Genomic DNA, 14258 nt, shown 5'->3' with positions numbered 1-14258 from the left:
ATCATCGCCATGAGCGGCGGCGCGGGCGGCGCGGCCAACGCCTGCTTCGCCTGCCACGGCTTGCAGGGTCAGGGCGACGGCAACGCCGCGCCCCGCCTGGCGGGCCTGGACGCCGGCTATCTGCAGAAGCAGATGGAAGACTACGCCTCCGGCCTGCGCCAGGATGACCTGATGACCCGCGTGGCCAAGGGGCTGGACCAGAACGGCCGACGCGCGGTCGCGGCCTATTACGCCAGCCTGCCGGTCCCGGCCGCTTCGCCCGTCTCCCCTTCGCCCGCGCCCGCGATCTACAGCCGGGGCGATCCTTCGCGCGGCGTCGTCGCCTGCGCCGCCTGCCACGGCGACCAAGGCCAGGGGACGGGTCGCGGCGGCAATCCGCAGATCGCAGGCCAGCCAGCCGCCTACACGCTGGAGCAGATTGAGCGCTGGAAGGCGGGCGAACGCCGCAACGATCCGCGCGGCGTCATGGCCGCCGCGGTCAGACCTCTTTCGGACGAAGAAGCCCGCGCCATAGCGCTCTGGCTGTCGTCGCGACCCGCTTCTCCAGCGCCCGCCAGCGCCGCTGCCACCGGGTCCGCTTCCGTTGACGCAGCGGCACGACCGGCAGCATCGCGTGAAACACGTCGTCCCGATCGATCAGATGGTGCTTGAGCGCCGCGCCCGCATGGATCGGGATCATCAGCAGCAGCGTGATCACCAGCCCCCAGTGCATCCACTCCGCGCCCGCCTCGATCGCCCATAGCTGACTGTTCGACAGATTCTGCAGCGGCAGCAGCGGCCAGGGAATGAAGCCCAGCGCCTCCAGCTGGCGCGTGCGATCGGTCGCCGAGACCATGGCCCATCCGCTCAGCGGCAGGCCGAACAGGCAGATGTAGAAGACATAGTGGGTGACATGCGCCGCCGCGCTCTCCCAGCCGGGCTTGTCGGCGTCGTTGATCAGGTTCGGCGCCAGAAGACGCCACGACAATCGCCCGATCACCAGGATCAGCATGAAGACGCCGACCGCGAAATGAACGTCATAGGCCGCGACCATGGCCCCGCCGACCGGCTGGCGGCCCATCCACCAGCCCCAGCCCAGCTGGAAGAACACCAGCGCCGCCATGACCCAGTGAAACCAGATGCCGACGGGCGAATAGCGCCCCTCGTCGTGGTGGCCCGCCGCCCATTCCAGCGCTTGGCGAAACAGTTTCTCGATCATGCCGTCGCCTCGGCGGTCGGAGACAGCAGCCGCGCCATCCGCCACAGCGCCACGGCCAGATAGGCCGCCGCCGCCGGCGCCCACATTATCAGCCCCGCCGCCTGCTGGTCCTCCAGCGGCGTCAGGCCCCAGGCCAGGGTCGTGGCGAAGTGGGGCGCATAGATCGGCTGGCCGGCGAAGGCGATCAGCGCCCCAAGCAGGCCCATGCCCAGCATCACGGCCAGCAGCGCGGCGATCGCCGATGGCGCCGACGCCGTCCTCACGCCCGCCCAGAACCAGACCGCGCTGGCCAGCAGGCTGATCTGCATCGCCCAATAGACGGCGTCGTTCGACAGGGCGGCGGCGTAGGCGCCGGGCGCATGCCAGCTCCAGAACACGACGACATGAACCGCAGCCGCCAGCGCGATCCGGCCCTTTCGCGGAGCGGGCAAGGCGATGGCCAGAAGCGGCGCCGCGGCCAGGATCAGGAGCAGGTGGTGCAGCGTCCGCGCCGTGAACAGCGCCGAACTCAGCGCGCACAGCGGAGAGACGAAGCTCACCGCCAGAACGGCGAAGGCGCCGATCAGCGCGCCCTGTCTCTCGCGCGCCGTGACGCGCCACAGCATCACGAAGGCGACCGCCATGACGGCCAGCAGTATGGGGTCCAGGTTCCACCGCCCCAACCACGCGCCGGGATCCGGCGCCGTGCCGCAGTAGGGTGTCCAGACCCGCTGTTCCATGCCGTCTTCCCCGCTCTTGTCGCGTCCGCCAGTGAAGGCAACGCTTCAGACGCCAAGGGGTTGTCGCACCGCGACGAAATCTGACCTAATGGGCGTCATGGCTTCGCTTCGCCCCGACACGCTGGAGGCCGCCCTCGCGCGCATCTTCGAGGGACGGATGATCGATCGCGCCAGCTGGTTCGCCCTGACGGGGGGCGAGCCTCTGTTCCGGGCGGGCGATCCGGCCGACACCCTGTATCTGGTTCGGTCGGGCCGCCTGGGGGTCTTTCGCGTCGACGACAGCCAGCCGGCCCAGTTCCTGGGCGTCGTGCGCGCGGGCGAGCCGGTCGGCGAAATGGCCATGCTGGCCGGCACGCCCCACACCGCCAGCGTGGTCGCCCTGCGCGATTCGGAAATCCTGGCCCTGCCGCGCGAGGCCTTCTTCGAGGCCGCCCGCTCCGAGCCCGATCTGATGGTCGAGCTGTCGCGCCTGATGATCCATCGGGCCCGCGAGCGCACCGCCGGCGCGGCGGAGCCCAGCGTCTTCGGCTTCGTGGCCGCCCGGCCCCGACCGATCCGCGCCTTTGTCGAGCGTATCGCCGCCGCCATCCAGTCCATGGGCTTCACCTGCAAGGTGATCGACCAGACGGCCCTGGCCTCCGCCGCCGAATGGTTCAACCGGGTCGAGGACGACCACGACTACGTCCTCTATGTCGCCGAACTGGACCAGCCGGCCTGGGCGGCCCTGTGCGCGCGCCAGGTGGATCGGCTGTTCGTCGTCGGCAGCGGCCTGCTGGCGCCGCCCAGCCAGCTGCCTCGCCGCGCCGGCTTCGGCGACGGACGCCAGTTGACCGACCTGATCCTGTTGCGCGATCCGCGCATGACCCAGCCGGCCAATACGCGCGTCTGGATCGACGCGGTGCGCCCTGATCGCTGGTTCCACTGCGTCGAGGGCCTGGCGTCCGACGCCGAGCGCATGGCGCGCGTCGTCACCGGCACGTCCGTCGGCCTGGTGCTGTCCGGCGGCGGCGCGCGCGCCTATTGCCACATCGGCGCCGTGCGGGCGCTGCATGAGGCCGGCGTGCCGCTGGACTTCGTCGGCGGCGCCTCGATGGGGGCGGTGGTCGGCGCGGGGCCCGCTCTGGGCTGGTCGGACGAACATCTGGACCGCGAGATCCGCAAGGCCTTCGTCCAGTCCGATCCGCTGTCGGACCTGGCCTTTCCGCTGGTCGCCATGACCCGCGCCCGTAAGGTCGCGGGCCTCCTCGAAGACGCCTATGGCGACATCGACATGGCCGACATGCCCCTGCCCTTCTTCGCCGTGTCCTCGAACCTGACTTCGGGCAAGCTGGAGGTGCACCGCACCGGCCTTCTGCGCCGCGCCATGCGCGCCTCCATCGCCATTCCCGGCGTCATGCCGCCGGTGGTGATCGACGGCCAGGTGCTGGTCGACGGAGCGGTGCTGAAGAACTTCCCCACCAGCGTCATGCGCCAGCTGAACAGCGGCCCGATCATCGGCGTCGACATGTCCCAGACGCGCGGCGTCGATCCCGAGGCGCTGCAGAATCCGCCGTCCTGGTGGCGATGGATCCTGTCGGGGGCGTGGAAGCGCGGGCCGCCGATCGTCTCGGTCCTGATGCGCTCGGCCACCATCACCACCGACGCGGAGATGGGCGAGGCGCGCGGTCAGGCCGACGTGCTGGTCCTGCCCGATCCTGGCGGCTCGGACATCCGCGACTGGAAGGTCTACGACGGGCCGGTCGCGGCCGGTCACGCGGCGATGCGGGCGGCCCTGGCCGACCTGCCGTGTCCGGTGACCGACCTGCGTCACTGCGCCAAGTCGGATCCGGTCGAAACCCAGGCCGCGGAGTGAGGCCCATCCGCTCGTCCCGGCGGGGCCGGGCGTGGCCAAGCGACAGAAGCCGGCTTTCGCCGGGATAAACGGCGGTCTCAGGTCACAGCGGCGCGCAGGCCGCTTCCAGCCACGCCTTGACGTCGCCTTCCAGCAGCGGCCCCACCTTGGCCAGGGTTTCGGCGTGGTAGGCGTCGACATAGGCGCGTTCGTCGGATGTCAGCATCCCCACGTCGATCAGCCGACGATCGTGCGGCGCAAAGGTCAGCTGCTCGAACCCGTGCATCGGCCGCTCGCCGCCCTCGGGAACCGCCGCCGGCGTCACCACCTGCAGGGTCTCGATGCGGATGCCCCAGTGACCTTCACGGTAATAGCCGGGCTCGTTCGACAGGATCATGCCCTCCAGCAGCGGCTGGCTCGTTCCCCATTTGGCGATGCGTTGCGGCCCCTCGTGGACCCCCAGATAGCTGCCGACGCCGTGGCCGGTGCCGTGGTCGTAGTCCAGCCCCGCCGCCCACATCGGCGCGCGGGCGATGGCGTCCAGCGCCATGCCGCTGGTTCCGGCCGGGAAGCGGATGGTCGCCATGGCGATGTGCGACTTCAGCACCAGGGTGAACATGCGCTTCTGATCCGCCGTCGGTTCGCCGATGGCCATGGTCCGGGTCACGTCGGTGGTGCCGTCCAGGTACTGGCCGCCCCCGTCCACCAGCAGCAGCGAGCCCTTCTCGATCCGGCGGATCGTGCCGCCCACCGGCTTGTAGTGCGGCAGCGCCCCGTTCGGTCCCGCGCCCGCGATGGTGTCGAAGCTGAGGTCCTTCAGCGCGCCCGTCTCCTCGCGGAACCGCTCCAGCGTCTGCACCACCTCGCGCTCGTCCGGCAGGGTCTGCTGCGCCGTCGTATCGACCCAGTGCAGGAACCGGCTCAGCGCCGCGCCATCGCGGATGTGCGCCTGGCGGCTGCCTTCGATCTCGACCGCATTCTTGGCCGCGCGCGGGATGGCGCAGGGGTCCATCGCCCGGACCACGGTCGCTCCCGCCTGCTCCAGCCGGTCGAAATACCAGGCCGAGGACAGCGCCGGGTCGACCAGCACGCGCTGGCCTTGCAGGCCTTCCAAGGCGTCGGCCAACCGTTCGGTCGCCTCGATCTGAACGGCGTCGCCCAGCCATTCGGGCAGTTCGTTCGTCACCTTGCCCGGGTCTAGGAACAGACGCGCCGTCCCGTCCGCCGCCAGCAGCGCCTGCCCCAGCGGCAGGGGCGACCGGATCACGTCTCCGCCGCGCACATTGAACAGCCAGGCGATCGACGACGGCGCGGTCAGCAGGGCGGCGTCGGCGCCGGCGTCCGCCACGGCGCGGCCGATCCGCGCCCGCTTCGATGCATGGGTCTCGCCCGAATACTGATCCGCATGCGGGACGACCGGCGCCGAGGGCTGGGCCGGACGCGCGTCGCCCCAGGCCAGGTCCAGCGGATTGACCTCGACAGGCCTCAACTCGGCGCCCGCCTTGGCGGCCGCCCGGCGCAGCGGAACCAGCGCGTCGGGGCTGTGCAGCCGGGGGTCATAGCCGATCACCGAACCCTTCGGCGCCGTCTCGAGATAGGCGGCGACCTCGCCCAGATCGCGTCTTTCCAACAGGGCGGGGTCGGTCTGCGCCTTCACCTGCACGGTGTAGCGCCCATCGGTGAACATGCTGGCGCGGTCCTTGAACACCACCGCCGCGCCCGCCGAGCCGGTGAAGCCCGTGGCCCAGGCCAGCCGTTCGTTCGCGTCGGGCAGATATTCGTTCTGGTGCTCGTCCTCGTGCGGGATCAGGAAGCCGTCCAGGCCCTGCTCGGCCATCCGGGCGCGCAGCAAGGGCAGATGCCTGGCCCCGAAGGACGGATCGGTGGTTTCGTCGAAGCTCTGACGCATGATCTCTGGTCCTCAGCCCACCCGGCGCAGCACCAGCGCGCTCCAGGCGTCGTGGTGGATGCGCTTTTCCAGTCGGAAGCCGCGCGACGTATAGGCCGCCGTCACCCGCCGCTCCTGCGTGCGCAGCAGGCCCGACAGGATCGCCACCCCGCCCAGATCCAGCGCCATCTTGATGTCCTGCGACAGGGCCACCAGCGGCGGCGCCAGGATGTTGGCGAAGACCAGATCATAGGGTCCATGCTTGCGCACCCGCTGATCGTTCAGGCCCGAGGCGTGGACGAAGCTGGCGTTGGCGTGGTTCAGCGCGGCGTTCTCGTTGGCGATCCGCACCGAGGGCGCGTCGATATCGGTGCCGACGGCGATCCGGCTGCCGGTCCGCGCCGCCGCGATGGCCAGGACGCCCGTGCCGCAGCCGACGTCCAGCACCCGCTCGAACCGCTCGCGCTTCAGCAGGTCGTCGAAGGCCTCCAGACAGCCGACCGTCGTGCCGTGGTGGCCGGTGCCGAAGGCGGCGCCCGCATCGATCTTCAGACTGACGGCGTTGGGCGGAACCCGACCCTCGTCATGCGCGCCATAGACGAAGAACCGCCCCGCCCGCACCGGCGGCAGTCCCGACAGCGACATGGCCAGCCAGTCGGCGTCGGCCAGCTTCTCGACCGAGACCGTCACCGGGTGGTCGGCCAGTCGCGCCTTCAGCCCCTCGACCTCATCCTCCGTGGTCGGGAAGGCGTCGATGCGCCACAGCCCCCGATCCTCGTCCTCTTCAAGGATGGAGTAGGTCGCGCCTTCCAGCAGGGGGTCGGCGTCGATGGCGGCGGCGGCGGCCTCGGCGGCGGCGCGGGGGCCCCGCGCGACGATCTGAACTGCGGACTCGGACATTTCTCAAACACCGGTATCATGGCGAATCGTTGCGGCCGGCGCTTTTCGCCTGAACCACGCCGCGTCGTCTAAACCGAGGGGTCGGGGAAATACATGGCTAAAGCACCGTCTACGTCGAAACCCGCCGCCGCCAAACCGGCGGCCGTGAAGAAGCCCGCCGCCAAACCGGCCGCCTCTAAGGCGACCGCGTCCGCGCCCAAGGCGACCGCCGACAAGGCCGCCGCTCCCAAGGCCGCCGCCCCGAAGGCCGCCTCGGCCAAGACCGCTGCACCGAAAGCCGCCGCGTCGAAGACGACCACGCCCAAGGCGGCCGCCAAGCCCGCCGCGACCAAGACTGCGGCCGTGAAGCCTGCCGCCCCGAAGGCCGCCGCTGCGAAGGCCGCCGCCCCGAAGACCGCCGCAAAGACTGCGACGCCGAAGGCGACCACGGCCAAGCCGGCAGCCCCCAAGGCCGCTGCAAAGAGCGCCGCTCCCAAGGCCGCCGCGCCCAAGGCGACGGCCGCCAAGGCCGCGCCCGCGCCCAAGCCCGAAACGCCTGCGGCGAAGCCGGCCGTCGCCCCGGCCGCAGCGCCGGCGCCCAAGTCCGAACCCGTCGCCGCCGCGCCTTCGCCCAAGCCAGCCGCCCCGGCCCCGGCCCCGGCCGCCGAGAGCAAGGGCTTCTTCGCCAAGCTGGGCGACCTCATCTTCGGCAAGCGCTGACATCAGCCCGCGCCTGAATCAGGATCGCCGGACGGACCCCCGTCCGGCGATCTTTTGTTTTGAGGCCAAGCTCCGTCTCGCGCGTTCCGTCTCCCGCTGAGGGAAGATCAGGCGATGCGCGGCGAACTCGAGACCTACCAGAAGAAGCGGAACTTCACGGCCACTCCAGAGCCGCGCGGCAAGAAGGCGCGCTCCAAGGGCGCCCTGCGCTATCTGATCCAGCGGCACGCCGCGACGCGCCTGCACTACGACTTCCGCATCGAGCACGACGGCGTCCTCAAATCGTGGGCCGTCACCAAGGCGCCGTCGCGCGACCCGTCGATCAAGCGACTGGCGGTCGAGGTCGAGGACCATCCCCTGGACTACGGCGATTTCGAAGGCGTTATCCCCGGCGGCAACTACGGCGCCGGCACGGTTCAGATGTGGGACACGGGGACCTGGACGCCTCAGGACGAAGACCTGGACGCCGCCTTCAAGAAGGGGGTGCTCAAGCTGACGCTGGATGGCGAACGGCTGAAGGGCGGCTGGGCCCTGGTCCGGCTGAAATCGGATCGCGGCAAACCCTCTAAGCGTAACAACTGGCTTCTGCTGAAGGAAAAGGACGACCACGCCGTCGCGGGTGAAGGCGATGCGCTGATGGAGATCGACGCCTCCATCACCACCGGCCGCGCCATGGCCGAGATCGCCGACGGCAAGACCCAGTGGACCACCTCCCGGCCCGTCGCCCGCAAGGGGCCGGCCAAGCCGAAGCCGACGCGGGCCCAGGCTTCGACGTCGCAGAAACCTCATGCCTTCGTGCCCATCCAGTTCGCGAAGGTCGTCGACCATCCCCCGCCCGGCGCCGGCTGGGCTCACGAGATCAAGTTCGACGGCTACCGCATCCAGATCGCGGTCGGCGGCGGCAAGGCGACCTTGCGCACCCGCAGCGGCCTGGACTGGACCGACCGCTTTCCGAGCCTCGCCGCCCAGGCCGCCGGCTGGCCGGACGGCGTCGTCGACGGCGAACTCTGCGCGCTGGACGCCGACCACATGCCCGACTTCTCGGCGCTGCAGGCCGCGATCTCGGATCAGAAGACCGACGAGCTGATCTACTTCGCCTTCGACCTGCTTTTCGAGGGCGACGAGGATTTGCGCGACAAGCCGCTGTCGCATCGCAAGGCGCGTCTCCAGGCCTATTGCGACCGCGTCGGCAAGGCCGGGCCCAACCTGCGCTTCGTCGAGCATTTCGCCTCATCCGGCGAAGCGGTGCTGCTCAGCGCCTGCCGCATGGACCTGGAAGGCGTGATCTCCAAGAAGTTGGACGCCCCCTACCGCGCCGGGCGCACCACAACCTGGGTCAAATCCAAGTGCCGCGGTCGCGACGAGGTGGTGATCGGCGGCTGGTCCTCCGAAGGCGGCGCGCGCCTGCGCTCGCTGCTGGTCGGCGTGAAGGAAAAGGACGGCCTTCGCTACATGGGGCGCGTCGGCACGGGCTTTTCGGCCGTCCTGTCCAAGACCCTGTTGCCCGCCCTGAAGGCCGCCGCCGCAGACGCCAGCCCTTTCGTCAGCAAGAGCGCGCCCAAGGGCGGACGTGACATCCACTGGCTGAAACCGGTCCTGGTCGCAGAGATCGAACACGCCGGCGTCACCGCGACCGGCTCCGTCCGCCAGGCCGCCTACAAGGGTCTCCGCGAGGACAAGCCGGCCAGGGAGGTCGTGGCCGAACCTCAACCCCCGTCGTCGGCCCCCTCGGTCGCCAAGGCGGCCGGCGGAACAGCGCCCGCCAGCCGCAAGGCCAAGGACAAGCTTGTCGTCGCCGGCGTCACCATCTCAAACCCCGACAAGGTCCTGTGGCCGGCGCAAGGCGACCAGCGCGCGATCACCAAGGCCGATCTGGTTCGCTACTACGAGGCCGCCGCCGAGCGCATCCTGCCCCACGTCGCAGACCGCCCGGTCTCCATCATCCGCGCCCCGGACGGCGTCGGCGGAGAGACCTTCTTCCAGCGCCACGCCATGCCCGGCCACAGTCCGCGCCTGAAGCTGATCGACGTGCGCGAGCGCAAGCCCTATGTCGCCGTCGCCGACGTGGGCGGCCTGGTCGCCGTGGGCCAGTCAGGCGGGCTGGAGCTGCATCCATGGGGCTGCAAGCCGGGCGATCCCGAGACGCCCGAGCAGATCACCTTCGACCTGGACCCCGACGAAGGTCTGGACTTCGACGACGTCATCGCCGCCGCCCGGGCGCTGAAGCCGCGGCTGGAGGCGTTGGGCCTCACTCCCTTCGTCAAGACGACCGGCGGAAAGGGCCTGCACGTCGTCGTGCCGATCAAGGCCGACGCCCGCAGCCGCGTCGAATGGGATCAGGCCAAGGCCTTCGCGAAGGCCGTGTCCGAGGCCATGCGCAAGGACCAGCCGGACCGGTTCACGACCACCCTGGCCAAGAAGGCGCGCGGCGGGAAGATCTTCCTCGACTATCTGCGCAACGGCCGCATGGCCACCGCCGTCGCCCCCTGGTCCCCCCGCGCCCGCCCGGGCGCAGGCATCGCCTTCCCCCTCTCCTGGACCCAGGTGAAAGTGGGCCTCGATCCGAAAGCCTTCACCATCCTGACGGCCCCCGCCCTGCTGAAGAAGGCCGATCCCTGGAAGGACTTCCGCAAGGCTGAAGCGTCGTTGAGGCCGGCGATGAAGAAACTTGGCCTCTAACCCCGGGCCGCCGATCGGCTTACGGCTGTCCAGCAACGGAGACGAACATGGCGGGCCTGAAGGACAAGCGCGGCTTGATCGACAAGGACCGGCTGGACCTGTCCGAGCGGCAGGCTGTCGAATACTGGATGAAGCGCTGGGGCGTAACCCGCGACCAGATCACCGCCGCCCATCGCAAGGTCGGCCGCATGACGAAAGATATCGCCGCCGAACTGGGCAAGAAGCGCTGACCGCTCAGCGCAGCCGTTCGGCCAGGAAGTCCACGAACACCCTGACCCGCGCCGGCATATTGGCGCCGCCGACGAAGACGGCGTGGATCGGCTCGCGGTCGCCGGGATTGAAATCCTCCAGCAGCGGGACCAGCCGTCCATCGTCGATGGCGTCCGCCACGCTGAAGTTGCCGACCCGCGTCACGCCGACGCCCGCCAGCGCCAGCTGCGTCAGCGTCTCGCCGTTGTTGGCCTCCACCGGCCCGCTGACCGTCAGCGCATAGTCCCGGCCGTCGCGCCGGAAGGGCCAGACCGGCTCCGCGCGGCGAAAGTTGAAGTTCAGGCAGTCGTGGTCGTGCAGGTCTTCAGGGACCCGGGGCGTGCCCCGCCGCGCCAGATAGTCGGGCGAGGCCACGACGGTCCGCCCCGTCTCGCCCAGACGTCGCGCCGTCAGCGGGCTGTCGGGCAGCTTCCCGAACCGGATCGCCACGTCCGCCTGCCCCGCCGCCACATCGACCACCGCGTCAGTCAGGCTGATGTCCACCAGGATGTGCGGATACAGCCGCACGAACGCGCCCAGCAGCGGCACGACGCTCATGCGGCCATGCGCCAACGCCGCGCTGACCCTGACGCGCCCCCTCGGCGCGCCCTGGTCGGCGATCGACTGTTCGGCGTCGTCCAGGTCGGCCAGGATGCGGCGCGCCGCCCCGAGATAGGTCTGCCCCTCCGCCGTCAGCGTCAGAACCCGCGTCGTGCGCAGCATCAGCCGCACGCCCAGCCGGGCCTCGATGCGGTCGATCGTCCGGCTGACGGCCGACGGCGTCAGGCCCAGCGCCCGACCAGCGGCGGAGAAACTGCCGCTTTGCGCCACGCTCGCGAAGACCTCCATCTCACGCGCGCGATCCGGGCTGTTCGTCTGCATCTGTGCGTCCAGATCAAAAATGCTTGGCCTTCCCAGGGCCTACCGTCTTTGGCGGTCGTCGTCCATCTGTGCGTCCGAACGCAATCGCCGCCCAGAGGCCGTCATGGAATATCGTCAACTCGGATCATCGGGCCTGCGGGTGCCCGTCCTCAGCTTCGGCACGGGGACCTTCGGCGGCTCCGGCCCGCTGTTCGGCGCCTGGGGGACCAGCGACGTCGATGAGGCCCGCCGTCTGGTCGACATCTGCCTGGAGGCCGGGGTCAATCTGTTCGACACCGCCGACGTCTATTCCGACGGCGCCTCGGAACAGGTGCTGGGCGCGGCCATCAAGGGTCGCCGCGACCAGGTGCTGATCTCGACCAAGACCGGCCTGCCGACCGGCGACGGGCCCGCCGACTGGGGCGTGTCGCGCGGTCGCCTGATCCGCGCCGTCGAGGACGCCCTGCGCCGCCTCGGCACGGACCACATCGACCTGCTCCAGCTTCACGCCTTCGACGCCTCGACCCCCGTCGATGAACTTCTGGCGACGCTGGACATGCTCTTGGCCTCTGGCAAGGTCCGCTACACCGGCGTGTCCAACTATCCCGGCTGGGCGCTGATGAAGGCGCAGGCCGCCGCCGACCGCGACGCCCGCCCCCGCTTCGTCGCCCATCAGGTCTATTATTCGCTGATCGGCCGCGCCTATGAGGCTGACCTGATGCCGCTGGGCGCCGATCAGGGCGTCGGCGCCCTGGTGTGGAGCCCGCTGGGCTGGGGCCGGCTGACCGGCAATATCCGCCGCGACGCGCCGATCCCGGAGGGCAGCCGTCTGCACCAGACCGCCGCCTTCGCCCCGCCGGTCGAGGACGAGCACCTGTACCGCGTCGTCGACGCCCTCGACGCCGTCGCCGCCGAGACCGGCAAGACCGTGCCCCAGATCGCCATCAACTGGCTGCTGCAACGCCCGACCGTGTCCTCGGTCATCATCGGCGCCCGCAACGAGGAACAATTGCGCCAGAACCTCGGCGCCGTCGGCTGGAGCCTGACGCCAGAACAGGTCGCCGCCCTCGACGCCGCCAGCCACGTCCTACCCCCCTATCCCCACACGCCCTATCGCCAGCAGGAAGGGTTCGCCCGCCTGAACCCGCCGCTGGTCTGACTCTCAAGGCTTCCTCCCATGAAACTCAACCCTCCCCTCCTCGCCCTTGCGGCGGGCGCCTTCGGCATCGGCGTGACCGAGTTCGCGCCGATGGGCCTGCTGCCCGTGATCGCGGCCGATCTCGGCGTATCCATCCCCACGGCGGGACTGCTGATCAGCGCCTATGCGCTGGGCGTCATGCTGGGCGCGCCGCTGATGACGCTGACCACCGGGCGCGTGCCGCGCCGGACCCTGCTGATCGGCCTGGCGGGGATCTTCACGATCGGCAATCTGCTGTCGGCGCTCTCGACCGACTACGGCATGTTGCTGGCCGCGCGGGTGATCACCTCGCTGAACCATGGCGCCTTCTTCGGCGTCGGCTCGATCGTCGCCGCCGGCCTCGTGGCGCCCAATCGCCAGGCCGGCGCCGTCGCCGCCATGTTCATGGGCCTGACCATCGCCAATGTGGTCGGCGTGCCGCTGGCGACCTGGGCCGGCGACGTGCTGGGCTGGCGCGCATCCTTCTGGGGCATCGCCGGCATCGGGGTTCTGGTCATGGCCGCCCTGCGCCTGACGCTGCCGAACCTGCCCGCTCCGAGCGGCGGAAACGTCGCCGCCGAACTGCGCGTGCTGGGTCGCGGACCGGTGCTGGCCGCCCTGGCCCTGACGGTGATCGGCTCCAGCGCCATGTTCACCGTCTTCACCTACATCGCGCCGATCCTGCGCGAGCAGACCCACGCCTCGCTGGGATTCGTCACCGGCATGCTGGTGACCTACGGCCTGGGCCTGACGGTCGGCAACTGGCTGGGGGGCAAGTTCGCGGACAGATCCGTGGACCGGACGCTGATCGTGACACTGGCCTCTCTGGCCGCCATCCTGGTCGCCTTCGCCGTCGCCATGCCGTTCGCGGTCCCGACCTCGGTGCTGGTCTTCCTGTGGGGCGTCGCCAGCTTCGCCCTGGTGCCGCCGCTGCAGGTGCGGGTCATGGCCGCCGCCGGCGACGCGCCGAACCTGGCGTCGTCGGTCAACATCGGCGCCTTCAATCTGGGCAACGCCATGGGCGCGGCCGTAGGCGGGGCGGTGATCGCGGGCGGCCTGGGCTATCCCGCCGTCTCCATCGCCGGCGCGATCGCCGCCGGCCTAGGCCTGCTGCTGGTCCTGGTCCTGACGCGCCGGGGGGCGTCGGTCGCGGCCCCGGCCGTCGGCTGATCAGGCCGCCTTCTTCTTCGACGCCGGCTTCTTCGTGGTCGCCTTCTTGGCCGTGGTCGAAGCCTTCGTCGCCGCCTTCTTGGCCGGCGCCTTCTTGGCCCCGTCCGCCGATCCCTTCAGGCTGGCGCGCAGCGCCTCCATCAGGTCGATGACGTTGGTGTCGTCGGGCTCGGGCGCCTCGACCACGCCCTGCCCCTTCTGCTTGGCCTTGATCATCTCGCGCAGGGCCTCGTCGTAGCGGTCCTTGAACTGGGTCGGGTCGAAGGCGGCGTCCTTCTGGCTGATGATGCGCGCGGCGATGTCGACCATGTCCTTGTCGGCCTTGACCGCCGGAATATCGTCGAAGAAGTCGTCGGCGTCGCGCACCTCGTCATGCGGCCTCAGCGAATAGGCGACCAGGCCCTTTCCATGCACCTCCAGCGCCAGCTGCCGCTCGCGCCCGCGCAGCACCAGGCAGCCGATGGCGATCTTTCCGGCCTTCTTCATCGCCTCGCGGATGACGGCGAAGGCCTCGGCGCCCACGCCCTTTTCGGGCACCACATAGAAGGGATCGTCCCAGTACAGCCGGTCGATCTCGGTCTCGTCCACGAACTGGTCGATGGAGATCGTCCGCGTGCTCTCCAGCTTGACCTTGTCGAAGTCGGCGTCGTCGAACAGGACGTATTCGTCCTTGGACACCTCATAGCCCTTGACCAGGTCGGACCGCTCGACGGGGCCGGCGTCGGGGTCGGTCGGCACCATGCGGATGCGGTTGTTGGTCTCGGGATTGATCAGGTGGAAACTGACGTGGCTCGACGAGGCGGTGGCCGTGTACATGGCGACCGGACAGGTCACCAGCGACAGCTTCAGATGCCCTTGCCAGGTGGGACGTGCGGCCATGACGAAGT

The 14258-nt window shown here is 70.0% G+C and carries 12 protein-coding genes and 1 pseudogene; 7 read left to right on the top strand and 6 right to left on the bottom strand.

The genetic code is table 11. From position 1 onward, the window contains the following. Nucleotides 1-9: 9 nt before the first annotated feature. Nucleotides 10-471, top strand: a pseudogene (locus ACE3PU_RS10150) (cytochrome c); the annotation flags it as partial. A 7-nt stretch (nt 472-478) separates the two neighbouring features. Here ACE3PU_RS10150 and ACE3PU_RS10145 read toward each other — a convergent pair. Then, the gene (locus ACE3PU_RS10145) at nt 479-1198 is read right to left on the bottom strand and encodes a cytochrome b (RefSeq protein WP_374389322.1); all 720 of its coding nucleotides are present in this window, start codon (nt 1196-1198) and stop codon (nt 479-481) included. After that, nucleotides 1195-1917, bottom strand: a complete 723-nt coding sequence (locus ACE3PU_RS10140; protein WP_374389320.1) for a cytochrome c oxidase assembly protein — start codon at nt 1915-1917, stop codon at nt 1195-1197. The genes ACE3PU_RS10145 and ACE3PU_RS10140 overlap by 4 nt, the downstream gene beginning before the upstream one ends. A gap of 97 nt (nt 1918-2014) precedes the next feature. Here ACE3PU_RS10140 and ACE3PU_RS10135 point away from each other — a divergent pair, with 97 nt between their 5' ends. Then, nucleotides 2015-3769, top strand: a complete 1755-nt coding sequence (locus ACE3PU_RS10135; protein WP_374389318.1) for a patatin-like phospholipase family protein — start codon at nt 2015-2017, stop codon at nt 3767-3769. Between the two features lie 82 nt (nt 3770-3851). Here the strand turns inward: ACE3PU_RS10135 and ACE3PU_RS10130 are convergent, their stop codons facing one another. Continuing rightward, the gene (locus tag ACE3PU_RS10130) at nt 3852-5657 is read right to left on the bottom strand and encodes an aminopeptidase P family protein (protein ID WP_374389316.1); all 1806 of its coding nucleotides are present in this window, start codon (nt 5655-5657) and stop codon (nt 3852-3854) included. 12 nt (nt 5658-5669) lie between these two features. Next, nucleotides 5670-6536, bottom strand: coding sequence for a 50S ribosomal protein L11 methyltransferase (locus tag ACE3PU_RS10125; RefSeq protein ID WP_374389314.1), 867 nt, complete (start codon nt 6534-6536; stop codon nt 5670-5672). A 144-nt stretch (nt 6537-6680) separates the two neighbouring features. Between ACE3PU_RS10125 and ACE3PU_RS10120 the strand changes: the two genes are divergently transcribed. The 3 genes from ACE3PU_RS10120 to ACE3PU_RS10110 all read left to right on the top strand — a co-directional run bounded on the left by ACE3PU_RS10120 (nt 6681) and on the right by ACE3PU_RS10110 (nt 10144). Next, complete coding sequence (locus tag ACE3PU_RS10120) at nt 6681-7235, top strand: hypothetical protein (protein ID WP_374389312.1); 555 nt, start codon at nt 6681-6683, stop codon at nt 7233-7235. A 114-nt stretch (nt 7236-7349) separates the two neighbouring features. Continuing rightward, on the top strand, nt 7350-9914 hold the full coding sequence (gene ligD / locus ACE3PU_RS10115; protein ID WP_374389310.1) for a DNA ligase D: 2565 nt from the start codon (nt 7350-7352) through the stop codon (nt 9912-9914). Nucleotides 9915-9961: 47 nt separating this feature from the next. Next, nucleotides 9962-10144, top strand: a complete 183-nt coding sequence (locus ACE3PU_RS10110) for a DUF3606 domain-containing protein (protein ID WP_374389308.1) — start codon at nt 9962-9964, stop codon at nt 10142-10144. Between the two features lie 4 nt (nt 10145-10148). Here ACE3PU_RS10110 and ACE3PU_RS10105 read toward each other — a convergent pair whose 3' ends face one another. Beyond that, complete coding sequence (locus ACE3PU_RS10105; protein WP_374389306.1) at nt 10149-11045, bottom strand: LysR family transcriptional regulator; 897 nt, start codon at nt 11043-11045, stop codon at nt 10149-10151. A gap of 103 nt (nt 11046-11148) precedes the next feature. Here ACE3PU_RS10105 and ACE3PU_RS10100 point away from each other — a divergent pair, with 103 nt between their 5' ends. Continuing rightward, nucleotides 11149-12183: an aldo/keto reductase gene (locus tag ACE3PU_RS10100; protein WP_374389304.1), complete on the top strand. Its 1035-nt coding sequence runs from the start codon at nt 11149-11151 to the stop codon at nt 12181-12183. Nucleotides 12184-12201: 18 nt separating this feature from the next. Then, entirely contained in the window at nt 12202-13371 is a 1170-nt protein-coding gene (locus tag ACE3PU_RS10095) for an MFS transporter (protein ID WP_374389302.1), read from the top strand. On the opposite strand, the gene ACE3PU_RS10090 is transcribed toward ACE3PU_RS10095, so the two are convergent. Then, a complete protein-coding gene (locus ACE3PU_RS10090) occupies nt 13372-14250 on the bottom strand; it encodes a Ku protein (protein WP_374389300.1) in 879 nt (292 codons plus the stop codon). Between the last annotated feature and the right edge of the window lie 8 nt (nt 14251-14258).

The sequence above is a fragment of the Brevundimonas sp. genome, assembly GCF_041911375.1.
Classification (GTDB): Bacteria; Pseudomonadota; Alphaproteobacteria; order Caulobacterales; family Caulobacteraceae; genus Brevundimonas.
The sequence above is the reverse complement of the archived record's forward strand: the minus strand, read 5'-3'. Positions and strand labels throughout refer to the sequence as shown.

Coding starts and splice junctions, on each gene's coding strand:
- ACE3PU_RS10145 (WP_374389322.1), bottom strand. CDS start 1,198: ATGATCGAGAAACTGTTTCGCCAAGCGCTGGAATGGGCGGCGGGCCAC.
- ACE3PU_RS10140 (WP_374389320.1), bottom strand. CDS start 1,917: ATGGAACAGCGGGTCTGGACACCCTACTGCGGCACGGCGCCGGATCCC.
- ACE3PU_RS10135 (WP_374389318.1), top strand. CDS start 2,015: ATGGCTTCGCTTCGCCCCGACACGCTGGAGGCCGCCCTCGCGCGCATC.
- ACE3PU_RS10130 (WP_374389316.1), bottom strand. CDS start 5,657: ATGCGTCAGAGCTTCGACGAAACCACCGATCCGTCCTTCGGGGCCAGG.
- ACE3PU_RS10125 (WP_374389314.1), bottom strand. CDS start 6,536: ATGTCCGAGTCCGCAGTTCAGATCGTCGCGCGGGGCCCCCGCGCCGCC.
- ligD (WP_374389310.1), top strand. CDS start 7,350: ATGCGCGGCGAACTCGAGACCTACCAGAAGAAGCGGAACTTCACGGCC.
- ACE3PU_RS10110 (WP_374389308.1), top strand. CDS start 9,962: ATGGCGGGCCTGAAGGACAAGCGCGGCTTGATCGACAAGGACCGGCTG.
- ACE3PU_RS10105 (WP_374389306.1), bottom strand. CDS start 11,045: ATGCAGACGAACAGCCCGGATCGCGCGCGTGAGATGGAGGTCTTCGCG.
- ACE3PU_RS10100 (WP_374389304.1), top strand. CDS start 11,149: ATGGAATATCGTCAACTCGGATCATCGGGCCTGCGGGTGCCCGTCCTC.
- ACE3PU_RS10095 (WP_374389302.1), top strand. CDS start 12,202: ATGAAACTCAACCCTCCCCTCCTCGCCCTTGCGGCGGGCGCCTTCGGC.
- ACE3PU_RS10090 (WP_374389300.1), bottom strand. CDS start 14,250: ATGGCCGCACGTCCCACCTGGCAAGGGCATCTGAAGCTGTCGCTGGTG.